At 61.2% G+C, this 16268-nt stretch carries 14 protein-coding genes; 8 read left to right on the top strand and 6 right to left on the bottom strand.

Annotation, left to right across the window (positions count from 1 at the left end):
• Positions 1–21: 21 nt before the first annotated feature.
• From HMPREF2765_RS04935 to HMPREF2765_RS04910, 6 genes are all read right to left on the bottom strand, one after another.
• Positions 22–942, bottom strand: coding sequence for a metal ABC transporter permease (locus tag HMPREF2765_RS04935; protein WP_005505453.1), 921 nt, complete (start codon positions 940–942; stop codon positions 22–24).
• Complete coding sequence (locus tag HMPREF2765_RS04930; protein ID WP_070604496.1) at positions 939–1838, bottom strand: metal ABC transporter ATP-binding protein; 900 nt, start codon at positions 1836–1838, stop codon at positions 939–941. Before HMPREF2765_RS04930 ends, HMPREF2765_RS04935 begins: the two co-directional genes overlap by 4 nt.
• Positions 1839–2846, bottom strand: coding sequence for a metal ABC transporter solute-binding protein, Zn/Mn family (locus HMPREF2765_RS04925; RefSeq protein WP_070604495.1), 1008 nt, complete (start codon positions 2844–2846; stop codon positions 1839–1841).
• Positions 2847–3186: 340 nt separating this feature from the next.
• Positions 3187–4269 carry a hemolysin family protein gene (locus tag HMPREF2765_RS04920; RefSeq protein ID WP_070604494.1) on the bottom strand — a complete coding sequence of 361 codons (1083 nt, stop codon included), beginning with the start codon at positions 4267–4269 and terminating at the stop codon, positions 3187–3189.
• Positions 4266–5600: a hemolysin family protein gene (locus HMPREF2765_RS04915; RefSeq protein ID WP_070604492.1), complete on the bottom strand. Its 1335-nt coding sequence runs from the start codon at positions 5598–5600 to the stop codon at positions 4266–4268. The genes HMPREF2765_RS04920 and HMPREF2765_RS04915 overlap by 4 nt, the downstream gene beginning before the upstream one ends.
• Positions 5591–5791: a hypothetical protein gene (locus HMPREF2765_RS04910; protein WP_141744700.1), complete on the bottom strand. Its 201-nt coding sequence runs from the start codon at positions 5789–5791 to the stop codon at positions 5591–5593. Before HMPREF2765_RS04910 ends, HMPREF2765_RS04915 begins: the two co-directional genes overlap by 10 nt.
• A gap of 411 nt (positions 5792–6202) precedes the next feature.
• Here HMPREF2765_RS04910 and HMPREF2765_RS04905 point away from each other — a divergent pair, with 411 nt between their 5' ends.
• From HMPREF2765_RS04905 to HMPREF2765_RS04875, 8 genes are all read left to right on the top strand, one after another.
• Positions 6203–9880, top strand: a complete 3678-nt coding sequence (locus HMPREF2765_RS04905; protein ID WP_070604490.1) for a multifunctional oxoglutarate decarboxylase/oxoglutarate dehydrogenase thiamine pyrophosphate-binding subunit/dihydrolipoyllysine-residue succinyltransferase subunit — start codon at positions 6203–6205, stop codon at positions 9878–9880.
• Between the two features lie 219 nt (positions 9881–10099).
• Positions 10100–10699 (top strand): GDSL-type esterase/lipase family protein, encoded by a 600-nt coding sequence (locus HMPREF2765_RS04900; protein WP_005505446.1) that lies wholly within the window; start codon positions 10100–10102, stop codon positions 10697–10699.
• A 230-nt stretch (positions 10700–10929) separates the two neighbouring features.
• Positions 10930–11004, top strand: coding sequence for a 50S ribosomal protein bL37 (locus HMPREF2765_RS09460; protein ID WP_095343185.1), 75 nt, complete (start codon positions 10930–10932; stop codon positions 11002–11004).
• A gap of 157 nt (positions 11005–11161) precedes the next feature.
• Entirely contained in the window at positions 11162–11890 is a 729-nt protein-coding gene (locus HMPREF2765_RS04895; protein WP_070604487.1) for a sigma-70 family RNA polymerase sigma factor, read from the top strand.
• Between the two features lie 92 nt (positions 11891–11982).
• On the top strand, positions 11983–12297 hold the full coding sequence (gene rsrA / locus HMPREF2765_RS04890; protein WP_005508601.1) for a mycothiol system anti-sigma-R factor: 315 nt from the start codon (positions 11983–11985) through the stop codon (positions 12295–12297).
• Positions 12298–12558: 261 nt separating this feature from the next.
• On the top strand, positions 12559–14049 hold the full coding sequence (aroA, locus tag HMPREF2765_RS04885) for a 3-phosphoshikimate 1-carboxyvinyltransferase (protein ID WP_070604486.1): 1491 nt from the start codon (positions 12559–12561) through the stop codon (positions 14047–14049).
• Complete coding sequence (gene rsgA, locus HMPREF2765_RS04880; RefSeq protein ID WP_070604484.1) at positions 14050–15177, top strand: ribosome small subunit-dependent GTPase A; 1128 nt, start codon at positions 14050–14052, stop codon at positions 15175–15177.
• 81 nt (positions 15178–15258) lie between these two features.
• Complete coding sequence (locus tag HMPREF2765_RS04875; RefSeq protein WP_070604482.1) at positions 15259–16194, top strand: inositol monophosphatase family protein; 936 nt, start codon at positions 15259–15261, stop codon at positions 16192–16194.
• Positions 16195–16268 lie beyond the last annotated feature (74 nt).

Genomic DNA, 16268 nt, shown 5'->3' with positions numbered 1-16268 from the left:
GTGGGGCTCTTTCTATAGGTCTTATGCCTTCTCAGCCAGCTGGCGGCCCGACGCGCTATGGCGGCGCTTCACGCCACCAATCACACGGCACACCACGTAAATCAGGAAGGAAATACTGGTCACGTAGGGGCTAATCGGCAGCGAACCGGCAAGAGCCAGCAGAATACCGCCCACAATAGACGCCTCCGCAAACAGCACCGACAGAATCAGGGTGCGTACCGGAGATGCCGTTACCTGCATCGCCGCAGCCGCCGGAGTAATCAGCAGCGCCAGCACCAGCAGCGAACCGACCACCTGCACCGACAGCGCCACAGCAATACCCAGAATCACCATGAACACCAGGGACAGGAAGCGCATCGGCACGCCCTTAGCGCGCGCGACCTCCGGGTCCAGGGAAGCAAAGCTCAGCGGACGCCACACCATCACCAGCAGGGAAATAATAACCACCGCACCAATAATCATGGTGTGCAGCTGGTCGGCATCCACGGACACGATCTGACCGGTCAGCAGACCAAACTTATTCGCGCTACGGCCCTGGTACAGGGAGAGGAAGAGAATACCCAAGCCCAAGCCGAACGGCATGAGCGCACCAATGACCGAGTTCGAATTGCTCGCCTTAGAGCCCAGAAAGGCAATCAGCAGAGCCGAGGCAATCGAACCGACCATGGAGCCGGTCACCACGTCATAGCCGAGCAACAGGGCAAGGGCGGCACCCGCGAAAGACATTTCAGAGACGCCGTGCACCGCAAAGGCATGGTCGCGCATCATCACAAAAATACCGACGAAACCACCGATAAGGCCCAGAACAGCGCCAGCAAAAATGGAGTTCTGCAGCATCTGCAGCAGCTCGCCGTAGCGGTCAAAAACGAAGATACGGGAGAGCAAATCATTCTGCGCGGCGGCAACCGGTGCCAGAGCGGGGAGGGAAGCAAGAATGGTCATCGTGTGGTTCCTCCCGGAAGGTGTAGAGTGCGCTGCGGTTCGGAGAGACCAGACTTCAGGTGGGAACCGTGAATGTTCTGGTCGGTGCCCTCAATATGGCAGTGGTCGCTGGCGTGAGTCTCACCCACCACCACGTAACGGCCATTAGACTTGAGCACGCTCACCGGGGTTCCGTACAGGGAGGTGAGAGTCTCACTGGTCATGACCTCTTCCACCGAGCCGACCGTGAAACGGCCGTTCGCCAGGTAGAGCACGCGATCCACATGCTCAATGATGGGGTTGATTTCGTGGGTCACGAACACCACCGCCACGCCGCGTTCACGGTTGAACCGGTGAATCAGCTCAGCCACCGCGTACTGGTGGTTGAGGTCCAGGGAGAGTAGCGCCTCGTCAGCCAGCAGAATCTTCGGGTCGTTCGCGAGCGCCTGGGCGATACGCAGGCGCTGCTGCTCACCGCCGGAGAGCAGACCCACCGGCACGTTCGCGTACTCGGTCGCGCCGACGGCTTCGAGGAGCTCATCAACCTTGGCGCGGTATTTGCGGCTGTGCAGGCGGATGCCCCAGCGGTGCCCGTCCACACCAAGCCCCACGAGGTCGCGGGCACGCATCGGGGTGGAGGTGGGGATGGACTTCTGCTGCGGTACGTAGCCGACGCCGGCGTTGCCCAGACGTGCGGGTTTGCCGAGCACGGAGATGTCGCCGGCGTTGAGTCCGGTCAGGCCGAGAACGACTTTGAGGAAGGTGGACTTGCCGGAGCCGTTGGGTCCGAGCACGGCGAAGTATTCGCCTGCGCCGATGTCGAGGGTTAGATCTTTCCAGAGGGTGCGGGCCCCGAAAGCGAGGCTACCCCCGCGAATGGAAATCGCGGGGGTGGCACCGTTATTGTTGTCAGTCACTTAGGAGAGCGCCTTTTCGAGGTTGCTGACGTTGGTCTTCATCCATGCCAGGTAGTTGGTGTTCTCCGGCAGGGTTTCGGTGAAGGATACGTAGTTCACCGAGGAGTCCTTAGCGGCCTGCAGCACCTCGTTGGTCTGGGAGGTGGAGGTCTGCTCGTTGTATGCGAGCAGCTGGACCTTCTTCTCGGTGACCATGTCCTTGGTTTCCTTCAGGACGAGTGCGGGAACGTCGTTGCCGGCTTCGGCCGCCTCAGCAAATTCACTGGGGGTTGCATTCTCTGCACCGGTGGAGGAAATCAGGTAGTCCGGCACGGGCTCGGTGGACAGGTACTTCTTACCCTCACCGGCGATTGCCTTAGCTGCTGCGTCCAGTGCGTCCAGTTCCTTGGAGAAGGTGGATGCGTTGGTGCGGAACGCCTCAGCGTGTGCGGAGTCGAGGCCTGCGAGCTCTTCAGCGATCTTCTGGGCGACCTTCTTCACGGTTTCGAAGTCGTACCAGAGGTGCTCGTTAAACTCGTGTGCGTGGGCGTGGTCGCCGCCGTCTTCGTGGTGTTCACCGCCGCGGTGGTCCTCGACCAGGTGGGTGTATTCGGCATCGGTGAGCTTGCCGCTGACCTTGACCGCGTTCACGATCTTCTGGGAGGCGTTGTCCTTGCCCGCGAGGTCTTCAAGGAACAGGTCGTAGCCTGCGCCGTTGATGACGATGAGGGATGCATCCTTTGCCTTGAGGCGGTCGGCGCTGGTGGCTTCGTAGGAGTGGGGGTCGGTGCTGGTGGAGGCGATGAGCGCGGTGACCTCGATGTAGTCGCCGCCGACCTGCTTGGCGATGTCTGCGTAGACGTCGGTGGATGCGACGACCTTCACCTTGCCGTTGTTGGAGCCAGCCGAGGAGGACGAACCGGAGGAGGTGCTGTTCTCGGTCGCGCAACCTGCCAGCAGCAGGGAGGACGCTGCGAGTGAGCCCATTGCGGTGAGGAAGTGCTTGCGGGTGATCTTCGGGTGCGACATGAGGGCTCTCTTTCGGTTCGTTCTAGTCTGTAGGTTCCTTAACTACATCATGCGCACACCCGTATAAACAACTCTTTATTGGTGTCATTTGGGTACTGTTAGGCAACCCTTTTCCCTGTTAGTAGCTTATGCAACAGGGATAGTTAGCTCAGCCTACCGCGCTTCCCCACCGCTACTTTATACTGCCGCTTCATACCGCAGTCTGAGCCTGCCCCTTGAGTGCATCCATAAGCCATTTTTGACCGCAAAACAGCCCGCCCCGCGCTCTCCTTCACGAGAGTGCGGGGCGGGCTGTGTGTTCAAGATTCCCCTGTTTTACTCGGGGTATCTCACGATGCGGTTACTGGGCTTCACGCGATTGCTGTCGGCGTACACGCTCACGCACCGCGTCCTGGGTGGTGTCGTTGATTTCGCCGACGAGCTCCTCCAGCACGTCTTCGAGGAAGACCACGCCGAGGGTTACGCCGTGCTCATCCATAACCTGCGCGATATGGGTTCGGCTGCGCTGCATGGAGGCGAGCGCATCGTCAATATCGGTGGTCGGGGTGAGCGTATCCAGGGAGCGCAGCTTGTACCAGGGGAAGGGCTCCTCGAACCGCTCGGGGGCGATGGCGAGGGCGTCCTTCACGTGCAGGTAGCCCATGTAGGTTCCGTCGCTGTCGGTAATGACGAAGCGGGAGTAGCCGCTGCGTGCCACAGCGCGTTCCAGTTCGGCGGGGGTGCTGCCGAAGGGCAGGGTGACGAGCTTATCGCCGGGCACCATGATTTCGTAGACGTCCTTCTCGGTGAATTCGAGGGCGCTTTCAATCACGCCGGCGTCGTCTTCCACGGTGCCTTCCGCGGTTGAGGTTGCCACGATGGTCTGCAGCTCGCCCAGGGTGAAGGTGGAGGCGACTTCGTCCTTCGCTTCGACCTTCATGAGCGCCAGCAGCTTATTGGACAGGTTGTTCAGCAGGGCGACCACGGGGGCGAAAATCTTGGAGATGGTCACCAGGGGCGGCACAATCCAGAGAGCCACGCCGCGGGCGGCGAGGGTCACGGCTGCGTTCTTGGGAACCATCTCGCCGAAAATCACGTGCAAGTAGGTGACCAGAATCAGGGTGATACCGAAGGCGAGCACATCCACGATCGCGTGGGACAGGCCGACCAGGTGCAGGGGCACCTCCAGCATGTGGTGCAGCGCCGGTTCTGAGACGTTCAGAATCAGCAGCGAGCAGATGGTGATGCCCAGCTGGCAGGTGGCGAGCATGAGCGAGACGTTTTCTAGCGCGTAGATGACGGTCTGCGCTCGCTTATTGCCTTCTTCGGCGAGCGGTTCGATTTGTGCTCGTCGGGTGGACATGATGGCGAATTCACCGGCGACGAAGAAGGCGTTTCCGGCGAGCAGGATGACGAGCAGTGCGATGGCTACCCAGTCGTTCATGCGTTGCCTCCCTTCTCGGTCTGTTCCTGTGCGCTAGGTGCGGGGGTGAATCGGATGCGGTCCACGCGGCGGCCTTCGAGGGTGTCGACGCGCAGGGTGCCGCCGGTTACGGGGACGCTGTCGCCTACTTCGGGGATGCGGCCGAGGCGTTCCATCATGAAGCCGCCGACGGTTTCGTATTCGGGGCTTTCCTCAACCTCGAGCCCGGGGATGAGGGTGTTGATTTCGTCGGGGCGGCGCAGGCCGGAGAACACCCAGTCGCCGTTGCCGTAGCGTAGGGGGCGTTCGGTGCGGCCGCGGTCGTGTTCGTCGGAGACTTCGCCGACGATTTCTTCGACGAGGTCTTCGAGGGTTGCGATGCCTGCGGTTCCGCCGTATTCGTCGAGGACCACGGCAAGCTGCAGGGCGCCCTGGCGTAGCTGGGTGAGCAGCGCGTCCAGGTGCAGGGTTTCGGGGACCTGCAGCACGTCTTCTGCGAGGGCGCCGGCTTCGAGGGTTTCGCGAACCTCCGGGGGCACGCCGACCGCTTTCTTCACGTGTACGACGCCCACGATGTTGTCGTGATCGCCCTTGTAGAGGGGGAATCGGGAGTGACCGGTGGAACGTGCCAGCTCGATGACTTCGGCAACGGGTGCGGTGTCTTCGAGCATGGCGACCTGGCCGCGCGGGGTCATCACTTCGGAGGCGGTCAGCTCGGAGAAGCGCAGGGTGCGGTCCACGAAGCGTGCCGCGTCGGAGTCGAGGGTGCCTTCTTCTGCGGAGCGGCGCACCATGGAGGAGAGCTCTTCGGGGGTGCGTGCGGCGGAGAGTTCTTCCTTGGCTTCCATGCCGAAGCGTCTGAGGATCCAGTTGGCGGAGCCGTTCATGAGGCGCACGAGCGGGGACATGACGCGGGTGAAGGCGAGCTGCGCGGGGGCGACTCGACGCGCCACATCGTAGGGTTCGGCGATGGCGAGGCCCTTGGGCAGCAGCTCGCCGACGACCATGGAGAGCAGGGTTGCGATGAGCATCGCCAGCACCAGGGTGAGTACGTCGGTCACGCTGGTGGGCAGACCCAGGCTGCTGATGGCGCCGGTGGTGAGCGCCTTGATGGCAGCGTCGAGGGTGTAACCGGTCAGCAGTGTGGTGATGGTGATGCCAATCTGGCAGCTGGAGAGCTGAGTAGAGAGCGTCTTGAGGCAGCGCAGGACGGCGTCGGCTGCTTTATCGCCGGAGTCCTTTGCCTGCTGCACGGTCGCGGTTTCAAGTGCTACGAGGGAGAACTCTACGGCGACGAAGAAGCCCGTTCCCAGGATGAGGAGTAGGCCGATGAGCAGAAGGATTAGATCCACTCAGCCACCGCCTCCATCGACTGGTGTGCGGCGACTCGGTTCTGGTGAAGCACCACCGCGCGGGAGATGTCCAGATGCTGGGCACTCGAAAGCGGGGTGTTTTCACGGGTGGCTGCACGGAACATCACGGTACGGAGCGCCGAGTATTCGGGCAGTATTCTGCGCTGGCTAGTAGTCAGAGTCTTACTCAAAGGGTCATCCATACCCCATATTTTAGCGAAGGTTTCGTCTCTTCCCGGTGCTGTAGAGTGCCCGCTCACACGTGCAAGACAGTACTTGTTGCGCACGCGGCTCATTGCTAATCCCTAAGAGTGAAAAATTGCATTGCGGATATAGCGCGATGAGCTGGAAAGTTCACCGTGCTTCTCTTTACACTTATACATAGGAGCATGAGTGTGCCGCCATGCAAGCGGATGAACCCCGACGTTCACGGCACGCTAGGCAGGTTTGTACGGTGCACACCCCGCACATACGGCCACCATCTTAGGCGATGCGCACATGCTCAGCGTGATGATTCGCCCCTCGAAGACGCGGGTCGTCTATGCCGGGGAGAGTCCCGGACGCGACGGATAAATTCACACTAATTGGAAGAGGCGTTTAACGTGCCAAATCTGCCAGAACATCTGGTGCCTGAGGAATTTGCCGGTAACGAATGGTTCGTTGAAGAACAGTACGAGCGTTACCAGAAGGACAAGAGCCTCGTGGACCCTTCATGGTGGCCCATTTTTGAGACCATCGATAAGGCGCTGGGAGGCGCCGGTACCGCTAGTGCAGCTCCTGCTGCGGCACCCGCCGCACCGGCTGCACCTGCCGCACCTGTAGCAACTCCCGCCCCCGCGGCACCGAAGCCTGCGGCTGCGCCTGCTAACCCCACCCCTCCCGCTGCTACCAAGAAGGCTGAACCTGTGGAACCTGTTGAAGACAAGATTGTCCCCCTCCGCGGCCCTGCTAAGGCAGTTGTCACGACCATGGAAGAGTCGCTGACTGTCCCCACCGCAACCACCGTTCGTGCGGTCCCCGCAAAGCTGCTCATTGAGAACCGTGCTGCCATCAACAAGTACCTGGCAAGCACCCGCGGTGGCAAGGTCTCCTTCACCCACATCATTGGTTACGCTGTGATTCGCGCAGTGGCAGCGATGCCTTCGATGAACGTGACCTACGGCGTGGATGAGAAGGGTAAGCCCGTTGCAATCCACAACGCACACGTGAACTTTGGTCTGGCTATTGACCTGCCCCGCCCCGACGGTTCCCGTAACCTGGTCGTTCCGAACCTCAAGGGTGCTGAGCAGCTGAGCTTCCGCGAGTTCTGGGATGCGTACAACGACATCGTTAAGCGTGGCCGTAACGGCGCGCTGACCATTGAGGACTTCCGCGGCACCACTGTTTCGCTGACCAACCCCGGTGGTATTGGTACCGTTCACTCGGTACCCCGCCTCTCCAAGGGCCAGGCAGCCATCATCGGTGTGGGCGCGCTGGAGTACCCGGCTGAGTTCCGCGGTCTGTCCGAGAAGCTCATCACCCAGCAGGGTCTGTCCAAGATCATCACCCTGACCAGCACCTACGACCACCGCGTCATTCAGGGTGCAGGTTCCGGTGAGTTCCTGAAGCTGGTTGAGCACTACCTGCTCGGCGGCGACGACTTCTACGACGCAATCTTCCGCGACCTGAAGGTTCCCTTCGAGCCGGTTCGTTGGGCACGCGACAACCACGTCGATGACGCTCACGAGATTTCCAAGGTTGCACGTATCCAGCAGCTGATTCACGCGTACCGCGTGCACGGCCACCTGACCGCAGCAACCAACCCCGTTGGTTACAAGATGCGTTCGCACCCGGACCTGAAGCTGGAGAACTACGGCCTGACCCTGTGGGATCTGGACCGCGTCTACCCGACCGGTGGCTTCGGCGGTTCCGAGCGTCTGCCGCTACGCACCATCCTGGAGCGCCTGCACGAGGCATACTCCGGCTCCCTGTCCGTTGAGTACATGTACTCTGAGGACCCCGAGGTTCGCGCATGGTTCCAGGAGCGCCTGGAGCGCGGCGTTGCTAAGCCCACCCGCGAGGAGCAGCTGCGTGTTCTCTCCAAGCTGGTTGAGGCTGAGGCATTCGAGAACTTCCTGCAGACCAAGTACCTGGGTCAGAAGCGCTTCTCCCTGGAGGGCGGCGAGTCCCTGATTCCGCTGCTGGATGCTGTTCTGGACAAGGCCGCTAACAACGACCTGAAGGGCGTTGCCATTGGTATGGCACACCGCGGTCGCCTGAACGTGCTGACCAACATTGCTGGTAAGTCCTACGCTCAGATTTTCCGTGAATTCTCCGGCACCGCAGCACCCTACGAGGGTGGCTCCGGTGACGTGAAGTACCACCTCGGTACCGAGGGTGTCTTCACCTCCGATTCCGGTAAGCAGACCCAGGTGTACGTGGCTGCTAACCCCTCGCACCTTGAGGCCGCAAACACCGTGCTCGAGGGTATCGTCCGCGCTAAGCAGGACGTCTACCGTGAGCAGGGCATTGAGGGTCACCCGGTCCTGCCGATCCTGATTCACGGTGACGCAGCGTTCGCTGGCCAGGGTATCGTCATGGAGACCCTGCAGATGGCTGACCTGAAGGCGTACACCACCGGCGGCACCGTGCACGTTGTGGTGAACAACCAGATTGGCTTCACCACCCTGCCGAACGACGGCCGCACCGCAACCCACGCCTCCGATATTGCGCGTATGACCAAGGCTCCGGTCTTCCACGTCAACGCTGATGACCCGGATGCAGTGGTTCGCGCCGCACGCCTGGCATTCGAGTACCGTGAGCGCTTCGGTCGCGACGTTGTCATTGACCTGATTTGCTACCGCCGCCGCGGTCACAACGAGGCTGACGATCCGTCGATGACCCAGCCGAAGATGTACCAGGATATTGACGTCCTGCCCTCGACCCGTACCCTGTACGCACAGGACCTGGTCGGTCGTGGTGATGTCTCTCAGGAAGAGGCAGACGAAGTTCTGGACTCCTACCACTCGAAGCTGGACGCTATCTTCGTCGAGACTCAGTCTTCGGCACCGGCTCCTGCTGGCGCGCACGTTTCCGGTCTGGAACTGCCTGCTGCTCAGCAGAACACCGAGGTCGTTCACGGCGGTAAGACTGCAATCTCCCGTGAGACTCTGCAGCACATCGCTGACGCGTTCGGTAAGGAGCCCGAGGGCTTCACCGTCCACAAGAAGCTGAAGAAGCTCATGGAGCAGCGCGTTGAGATGGGCCGCACCGGCAACGTGAACTGGGGTATGGGCGAACTGCTCGCCTTCGGTTCGCTGCTGATGGAGGGCACCGACGTTCGTATGAGCGGTCAGGACGTTCAGCGCGGTACCTTCGTTCAGCGTCACGCGGTTCTGCACGACCACATCACTGATGAAGAGTGGTCGCCGCTGGAGCACCTCTCTGAGAACCAGGGCAAGTTCCGTATCTACAACTCCTTCCTCTCTGAGTACGGCGTTCTCGGCTTCGAGTACGGCTACTCGGTGGAGCGCCCCGACTCGCTCGTGGTGTGGGAGGCTCAGTTCGGTGACTTCGCAAACGGCGCTCAGACCATCATTGATGAGTTCGTGTCTTCCTCCGAGCAGAAGTGGGGCCAGCGCTCCTCGCTGGTTATGCTGCTTCCTCACGGCTACGAGGGTCAGGGTCCTGACCACTCCTCGGCTCGTGTTGAGCGTTACCTGCAGCTGTGCGCTGAGAACAACATGACTGTTGCATGCCCCTCGACTCCGGCTTCGCACTTCCACCTGCTGCGTCGCCACTCTCAGCACCGTCCGTACAAGCCGCTCGTGGTGATCAGCCCCAAGCAGTTGCTGCGTCTGAAGGCTGCTGCGTCCTCCATCGAGGACTTCACCGAGGGTTCGTTCCAGCCGGTGATTGGTGACCGTTCGGGTATTAACCCGGCTCAGGTTGAGCGTGTGGTCTTCGTATCCGGTCGTCTCTACTACGATCTGGAAGCTGAGCGCGAGCGCCGCGGCGACACCAAGACCGCTATTGTCTCGGTGGAGCAGCTGTACCCGCTGCCCGAGCAGGAGATCAAGGAGCAGCTGGCTCTGTACTCGAACGCTACCGACGTTGTGTGGGCTCAGGACGAGCCTGCTAACCAGGGTCAGTGGCCGTTCATGGCTCTCAACCTGCAGCCGCTGATCGACCGCCGTATGCGTCTTGCTTCCCGCTCCGCAGCTGCTTCCCCGGCTGCCGGTACCGGTAAGCTGCACGCAGCTGAGGCTGAGGCTCTGCTCAAGCAGGTCTTCGAAGGCTAAGGTCTTCTACAGCTGATCGGCTCATGATTTAGCTCTTCAAACCCGTCTTCCCGTCAGATGTTTCTGGCGGGCAGACGGGTTTTTTAGTCTCGGATACTTACCGGATAGGGTATTAAGTTCGAAAAGAGGCCGGTAAGCGCTTATCCTAGATATGAAGACTATTACTCACGTGCCTTGCCGCCTCTCACGGCGGGCGCATCCTGCTGAAGAAAGAATTCCGTGGAGCAACGCAATATTCGAATTGTGGCAGTCGGCGATGACCTGCTCGCCGGTGTTGGCGACCCCCGTACCCTCGGCTGGTTTGGCCGCGTTATGGCGCGCACCCCGCAGACCACCGCATCCATTGCGGCATATAACCTTGCCGCCCCCAATGAAGGTAGCGAGCAGCTGAATGCACGCTGGTTCGAGGAGGCGCGCCGCCGCTTCGTTCCCGGTGCTGATAACCGCCTCATTATTGCTCCGTCGACCTTTGACATTGATTTGGGTCTGACCAGCGCTCGTTCGCGTTTGAACCTGGCGAACATTGTGGATATGGCGTCGCAGAACAACATTAAGGTTCTGGTTGTTGGTCCGCCGCCGACCCTGGACGCTGAGCGTAACCGCCGTATCGCTGACCTGTCGGCGGCGTACGCGGATGTGGTGACCCGCCGTAACCACGTGTACGTGGATACGTTCAACCCGCTGCTTCACCATGAGCAGTGGCGCAACGATCTTGCTGCCAATGATGGCCGTCCGGGTCAGTCCGGTTACGGTCTGATGGCGTGGCTGGTTCTGCACCGCGGCTGGTACAACTGGCTGAACATTCCTGAGCACGGCTAAGAGCCCGCTCCCCCGGCTGGGGTTGTGAGCTGATGCGAAGAAAGTTCGTGTTTTTTAGCTCATATCCCGGTTCCAAGATGCAATCATGCCGTTTCTATGAAAAAATAGACGGCGTTGCCCTTATAGCGTGGGCCACCGGTTTTCGGTGACCGCCTCTGCTAGGGCAGGTAATAGGGAGCGCGCACCGCGAAGGTGGGGCGTGCATCCATGAACACTATAAGGAGGCTCTGATGAGCAAGCGCGGTCGTAAGCGCAAGGACCGTCGTAAGGGCGGCGCAAACCACGGTAAGCGCCCCAACGCATAAGGTATCTTGCATACACTTTAAAACCCCGGCGTTTCGGATATTATTCGGACCCGGGGTTTTGCTTTACCCGCAGATGTTTGTGCGCATTCTGCGGAATAAAGAGAAGAATTCTACGTTATGGAAGTGAACGCCTGGCGCGTTCCTGTAGAGGAGAAACATGGCTGAAACCAACACCGCAGCGGATACCCGCGAGCTGCGCGAACGCTTTACCGCGGACGCTATGCAGTATGTGGATCAGCTCTACGCTGCCGCCCTGCGGATGAGCCGCAACTCTGCCGATGCTGAAGACTTGGTGCAGGAAACCTACATGAAGGCTTTTGCTTCGTACCACCAGTTCACCGAGGGTACGAACCTGAAGGCGTGGCTGTACCGCATCCTGACGAATACGTACATCAATTTGTACCGTAAGCGTCAGCGTGAGCCGCAGCAGTCTCAGGGTGAGACGGTGGAGGATTGGCAGCTGGCTCAGGCCGGTGAGCATGATGCGGTGGGTCTGCGTTCTGCCGAGGCGGAGGCGCTGAGTGCCCTGCCGAATACGGAGGTTCGTGAGGCTCTGAACGAGCTGTCTGAGGATTTCCGCATGGTGGTGTACTACTCCGATGTGGAGGGGTTCGCGTACAAGGATATTGCGGAGATTCTGGATATCCCTCTGGGCACGGTGATGTCTCGTCTGCATCGTGGCCGCCGTATTCTGCGTGAGAAGCTGCTCGATTATGCACGTGAGAACGGTCTGCGCCCGTCGACCATCGCAAAGGCTGAGGCGAAAGCCGCAGCGAAGGCGAGCACTAAGGGGCAGCCGGCAAAGGCTACCAAGGGCACTAAGGCGGCCAGGGGCGTAAAGTCCCCGCCGGCGGGCTCTGGCTCCGAGGCGCCTGCGGATTCTTAGCTTCGCTCTTCTACACGTGAGCTAGCCCCCCCCCATGAGGTTGGGGCTAGACTCCCCTAACGCTTTATACCTTCCGTGTGAAAGGAACCCCGATGTCAACCACAGACAAGAATTCTTCTGTCCCCGAAGCCTCCGCGGCTTCTGAGCCGCTGGAGGATTGCGGCGGCCAGCCCTGCTCGTCGTCTCTCAAGCGCCTCTATGAATTCCTCGATAGGGAGCTGAGCCCCGAGCAGCTGCGCACAGTTCAGGCGCATCTGGATGCCTGCCCCGACTGCGCGGATGTGAAGGACTTTGAGCTGATGATTCGTGAGAAGATGCGTTCTTCGTGCGCTCAGCAGGCGCCCGAGCAGCTGAAGGCGCGTCTACTGCAGGATGTGCAGAAGTTCTGCGCCGAGGCTAACCTCTAAGCTGCCTCAAGCTGTTGCCCCGCTGGGGGTATAGACATCTGATGATGAGTGAAGGCGGTGCACCAATAACGGTGCACCGCCTTTACGCGTATTGATTGGTTCGCGCTGTCTGGTTCGTGTTGTCTGGTTCGCGCTGCCTATCTCATCGCTGGAGCCCTCAGCGGCTCGCAAACCCTCAACCGGTAGAATAGGGGTAGACATCAACCGGCGCAGCGTCTCTGAGTCTGCGCCCTCCCCATGATTTGAACCAGAAGAGGATGTATGAGCGACGCAGCAGTGCAGATTTCCCCCGGTGATTGGCCCGCTCCCCTGGCACCCGCCTCCAGCGAAGCCGCTGGCAAGAACGCTCTGGTGCATATTCCGGGTTCTAAGTCGCTCACGAACCGTTATCTGTTGCTTGCGGCTCTGGCTGATTCCCCCTCGTATTTGCGTGCGCCGCTACATTCGCGCGATTCGGCGCTGATGATTGAGGCGTTGCGTCAGCTGGGTGCGGGTATTGAGCTGGTGCCGACCGATTCGCCGTTCGGTCCGGATGTAAAAGTCACTCCCCTGAGCTTTGTGGAAGCGCATTCCGCTCAGTCGCGCACCGTGTCGATTGAGTGCGGTCTTGCGGGTACCGTGATGCGTTTTGTGCCCGCTCTGGCGGCGCTACTGCCGGGTGAGTTCGCTTTTGACGGTGACCCGCACGCTCGTCAGCGTCCGATGGGTCCGGTTCTGGAGGGTCTGCGTCAGCTGGGTGTGCAGGTAGATTGTGAGCAGGGCGAGAACGCTCTGCCCTTCGTGCTGCGCTCCCCCGGTCTGGCGAGCGTAGAGGGGGTTTCTGAGGCGCCCGTGGTTCGTATTGATGCTTCGACCTCGTCCCAGTTCGTTTCGGCTCTGCTGCTGATGGCGCCTCGCCTGCCGCAGGGCATGGTGCTGGTGCACGAGGGCTCTTCGGTGCCGTCCATCCCGCACATTCAGATGACCGTGGAGGCGCTACGCCAGATGGGTATTCGGGTGCAGGAACACTACCCGAACCAAGGCAACGAAACAGAGGGCGGCGAGTACCGTTGGACGGTTCACCCCGGTTCTTTCCCCGGCTTTGAGATGACCATTGAGCCGGACCTGTCGAATGCCGGTCCGTTCCTTGCCGCCGCGGTGGTGACCGGCGAGTCGGTAACTATTCCTCACTGGCCGGCACCCGCGGCTGATTCTTCGGCGGGTACGACCCAGGTGGGCGATATGTGGCGTGAGCTTCTGCCCGCGCTGGGTGCGCAGGTTCGCTACGCTGAGGGCCGTCTGACTGTGATCGGTCCGGCGCAGCTTCCCGAGGGTGACTTCTCCTTTGACCTGTCTGCCGGTGGCGAGTTGGCGCCGACCATGGCGGCTGCCTGCGCTTTCGTGAAGGGTCGCGTTGAGCTGACCGGTATTGCGCATCTGCGCGGTCATGAGACGGACCGCCTCGCAGCGCTCGCCGCTGAGATTAACCGCCTGGGAGGCACCGCCCACGACACCGCCGATTCGCTGGTGATTGAGGCGCTCATCCCCGCTGCCGCTGAGGCTGCGCCGGTTCTGGCGCGCACCTACGACGATCACCGTATGGCGACCTTCGCGGCGATTATTGGTCTGCGCCGCCCCAATGTGGTGGTGCAGAACGTAGCCACCGTAGCTAAGACCATGCCCGAATTTACCGCAATGTGGGAGGACATGCTGGCGCAATGGCAGACCGGCGCCTCCACCGCTGATGCTACCGCTGACCAGGAGGTCTTCTAAATGGGTTCTTCCCGCATGAACGTGCGCGATTTCTCCGAATGGGATGAGTCGGATGTGCGCGTGCGCCCCAACAAGAAGGGCTCCCGCCCCCGCACGAAGGACCGCCCGACCTTCAAAGAAGCGATTCGTGGCAGGGTCATTACGGTGGACCGCGGCCGCTGGTCGGTCGTCGTGGATGAGGGTACCGAGAAGGAGCGTACCCTCATTGCGGCGCGCGCTAAGGAGCTACGCCGCACCGCGATTGTAACCGGCGACTTTGTGGACCTGGTGGGTGACACCTCCGGCGCGAAGGATACCCTGGCGCGCATTGTGCGTCTGGGCGAGCGCACCTCGATTCTGCGCCGTAGCGCCGATGACACCGACCCGTCGGAGCGCGTGGTCGTGGCGAATGCTCAGCAGCTGGTGATTGTGGTTGCTGCGGCGAACCCGGAGCCGCGTACCGGTTTCATTGACCGTGCCGTGGTGGCGGCGTTTGATGCCGGTATCGAGCCGATTCTGTGCATTACGAAGACCGATGTGCGCTACCCGCAGAACCTGCTGGATTACTATGCGGCAAGCGGTTTGAAGATTGTGCTGTCTTCGTCTTCGGATGGTTTGGCGCCGAGCCAGGAGGGCGCTGCCGGTTTGGAGTCGGCACCGGTTCAGGAGCTTCTGCAGGAGCTGCTGGGTCAGGTGTCGGTGCTTCTGGGCCATTCGGGTGTGGGTAAGTCGACCCTGGTGAATGCCCTGACCGGCTCCGAGCGTGCGACCGGTCATGTGAACGCGGTGACGGGCCGTGGCCGCCACACCTCCTCGTCGGCGTTGGCGTTGCGTCCGGTGAATGCGAACGGCGACCCGATGGAGCCGGGCACCTGGATTATTGACACTCCGGGTATTCGTTCTTTCGGTCTGGCGCATGTGCCGCCGGAGACCGTCGTGGAGGCGTTCGTGGACCTGGCACCCGGTGCGGCGGATTGCCCGAAGGCGTGTACTCACGCGGCGCAGGCTCCCGAGTGCGGTCTGGAGGCGTACGTTGCTGCCGGTCACGCCGGTGAGAGCGGTCCCGCCCGCCTGGACTCCTTGCGTAAGCTACTGCTGTTGACTCCTGAAGAGGGCGATTCGGAGAAGGAACTGGGCGCTCTCGTCTAGGTTCTCTGCCCTGCATTACACACAGCACTACACACACATTTTTGCTGACTACATCACCGAATACTGAAGAAGAGCATTACCATGAGCCGTCCCCAGCAGTACACCGACGATTTGCGTCTTGCGCATATTCTTGCCGATAGCGTCGATCGTGTGAGCGCCATGCGTTTTCGTGACCGCCCGGTCTTCTCCCCCGCATCCGAGGCACTAGAGCCCGCCGAGGCGGCACCCGCTGCGGCACCGTTGGCGCCGTGGCAGCAGGCTACTCAGCAGCCCGCGGAGCCGCAGGTGCAGGAGCCTGCCGATTACGCCTCGGGTGTGGCTCAGGAGGTTGAGGAGCTTCTGCGCGCGCAACTGTCACGTGTGCGTACTCGTGACGGTATTGTCGGTGCGCATGCTGGCTATAACGGTCAGGCGGCGCGTCAGTGGGTGATTGCGCCGATTGCGGAGCTGGATAATTTTCGCCGCGGCGTGCCGGTGTGGGCGACTCTGATTGCTTTGCTGGATCAGGGTGAGCCGGTGGTGGGTGTGGTGTCTGCACCCGCGCTGGGTCGCCGCTGGTGGGCTGCTCGCGGTTCGGGCGCGTACACGGGTAAGTCTTTGGCGCAGGCTACTCGTCTTGAGGTGTCTTCGCTGACTCAGCTGGATCAACTGTCTGCCGCGTACACCGACCTCTCTTCCTGGAAGGCGGCCTCTGAAGGCGCTGTGGACCGCTCTGGCGAGCTTGTACAGCTTCTGGGCTGCGTGGGTCGTTCCCGTGCGTACGGTTCGTTCTGGGCGGCGTGTATGCTCGCTGAGGGTGCCGTGGACACCGTCGTGGACGCATCCCTGTCTTTCTATGAGGTGGCGGCGCTACTGCCGCTGATTCGTGAGGCTGGCGGCGTCGCCTCCACCCTGGAGGGCGACCTGCCCGAGAACGCGGGCGTTTCAGCCGCCGGTGTGCACCCGGTGTCCCTGGTGGCAAGTAATACGGCGGCGGTCCAGCAGCAGGTGCTGGAGGCGCTCGCGCCCCAACCCTAGCCTGCACTCCCCCCCTCCCCGGTGACGGTGACAATATAGCGAGGCGGCGGCTTTCCGGTAAGTGGAAAGCCGCC

The organism is Rothia sp. HMSC062H08 (assembly GCF_001810775.1).
Lineage (GTDB): Bacteria > Actinomycetota > Actinomycetes > Actinomycetales > Micrococcaceae > Rothia.
The sequence above is the reverse complement of the archived record's forward strand: the minus strand, read 5'-3'. Positions and strand labels throughout refer to the sequence as shown.

Coding starts and splice junctions, on each gene's coding strand:
- HMPREF2765_RS04935 (WP_005505453.1), bottom strand. CDS start 942: ATGACCATTCTTGCTTCCCTCCCCGCTCTGGCACCGGTTGCCGCCGCG.
- HMPREF2765_RS04925 (WP_070604495.1), bottom strand. CDS start 2,846: ATGTCGCACCCGAAGATCACCCGCAAGCACTTCCTCACCGCAATGGGC.
- HMPREF2765_RS04920 (WP_070604494.1), bottom strand. CDS start 4,269: ATGAACGACTGGGTAGCCATCGCACTGCTCGTCATCCTGCTCGCCGGA.
- HMPREF2765_RS04895 (WP_070604487.1), top strand. CDS start 11,162: ATGGCTGAAACCAACACCGCAGCGGATACCCGCGAGCTGCGCGAACGC.
- rsrA (WP_005508601.1), top strand. CDS start 11,983: ATGTCAACCACAGACAAGAATTCTTCTGTCCCCGAAGCCTCCGCGGCT.
- aroA (WP_070604486.1), top strand. CDS start 12,559: ATGAGCGACGCAGCAGTGCAGATTTCCCCCGGTGATTGGCCCGCTCCC.
- rsgA (WP_070604484.1), top strand. CDS start 14,050: ATGGGTTCTTCCCGCATGAACGTGCGCGATTTCTCCGAATGGGATGAG.
- HMPREF2765_RS04875 (WP_070604482.1), top strand. CDS start 15,259: ATGAGCCGTCCCCAGCAGTACACCGACGATTTGCGTCTTGCGCATATT.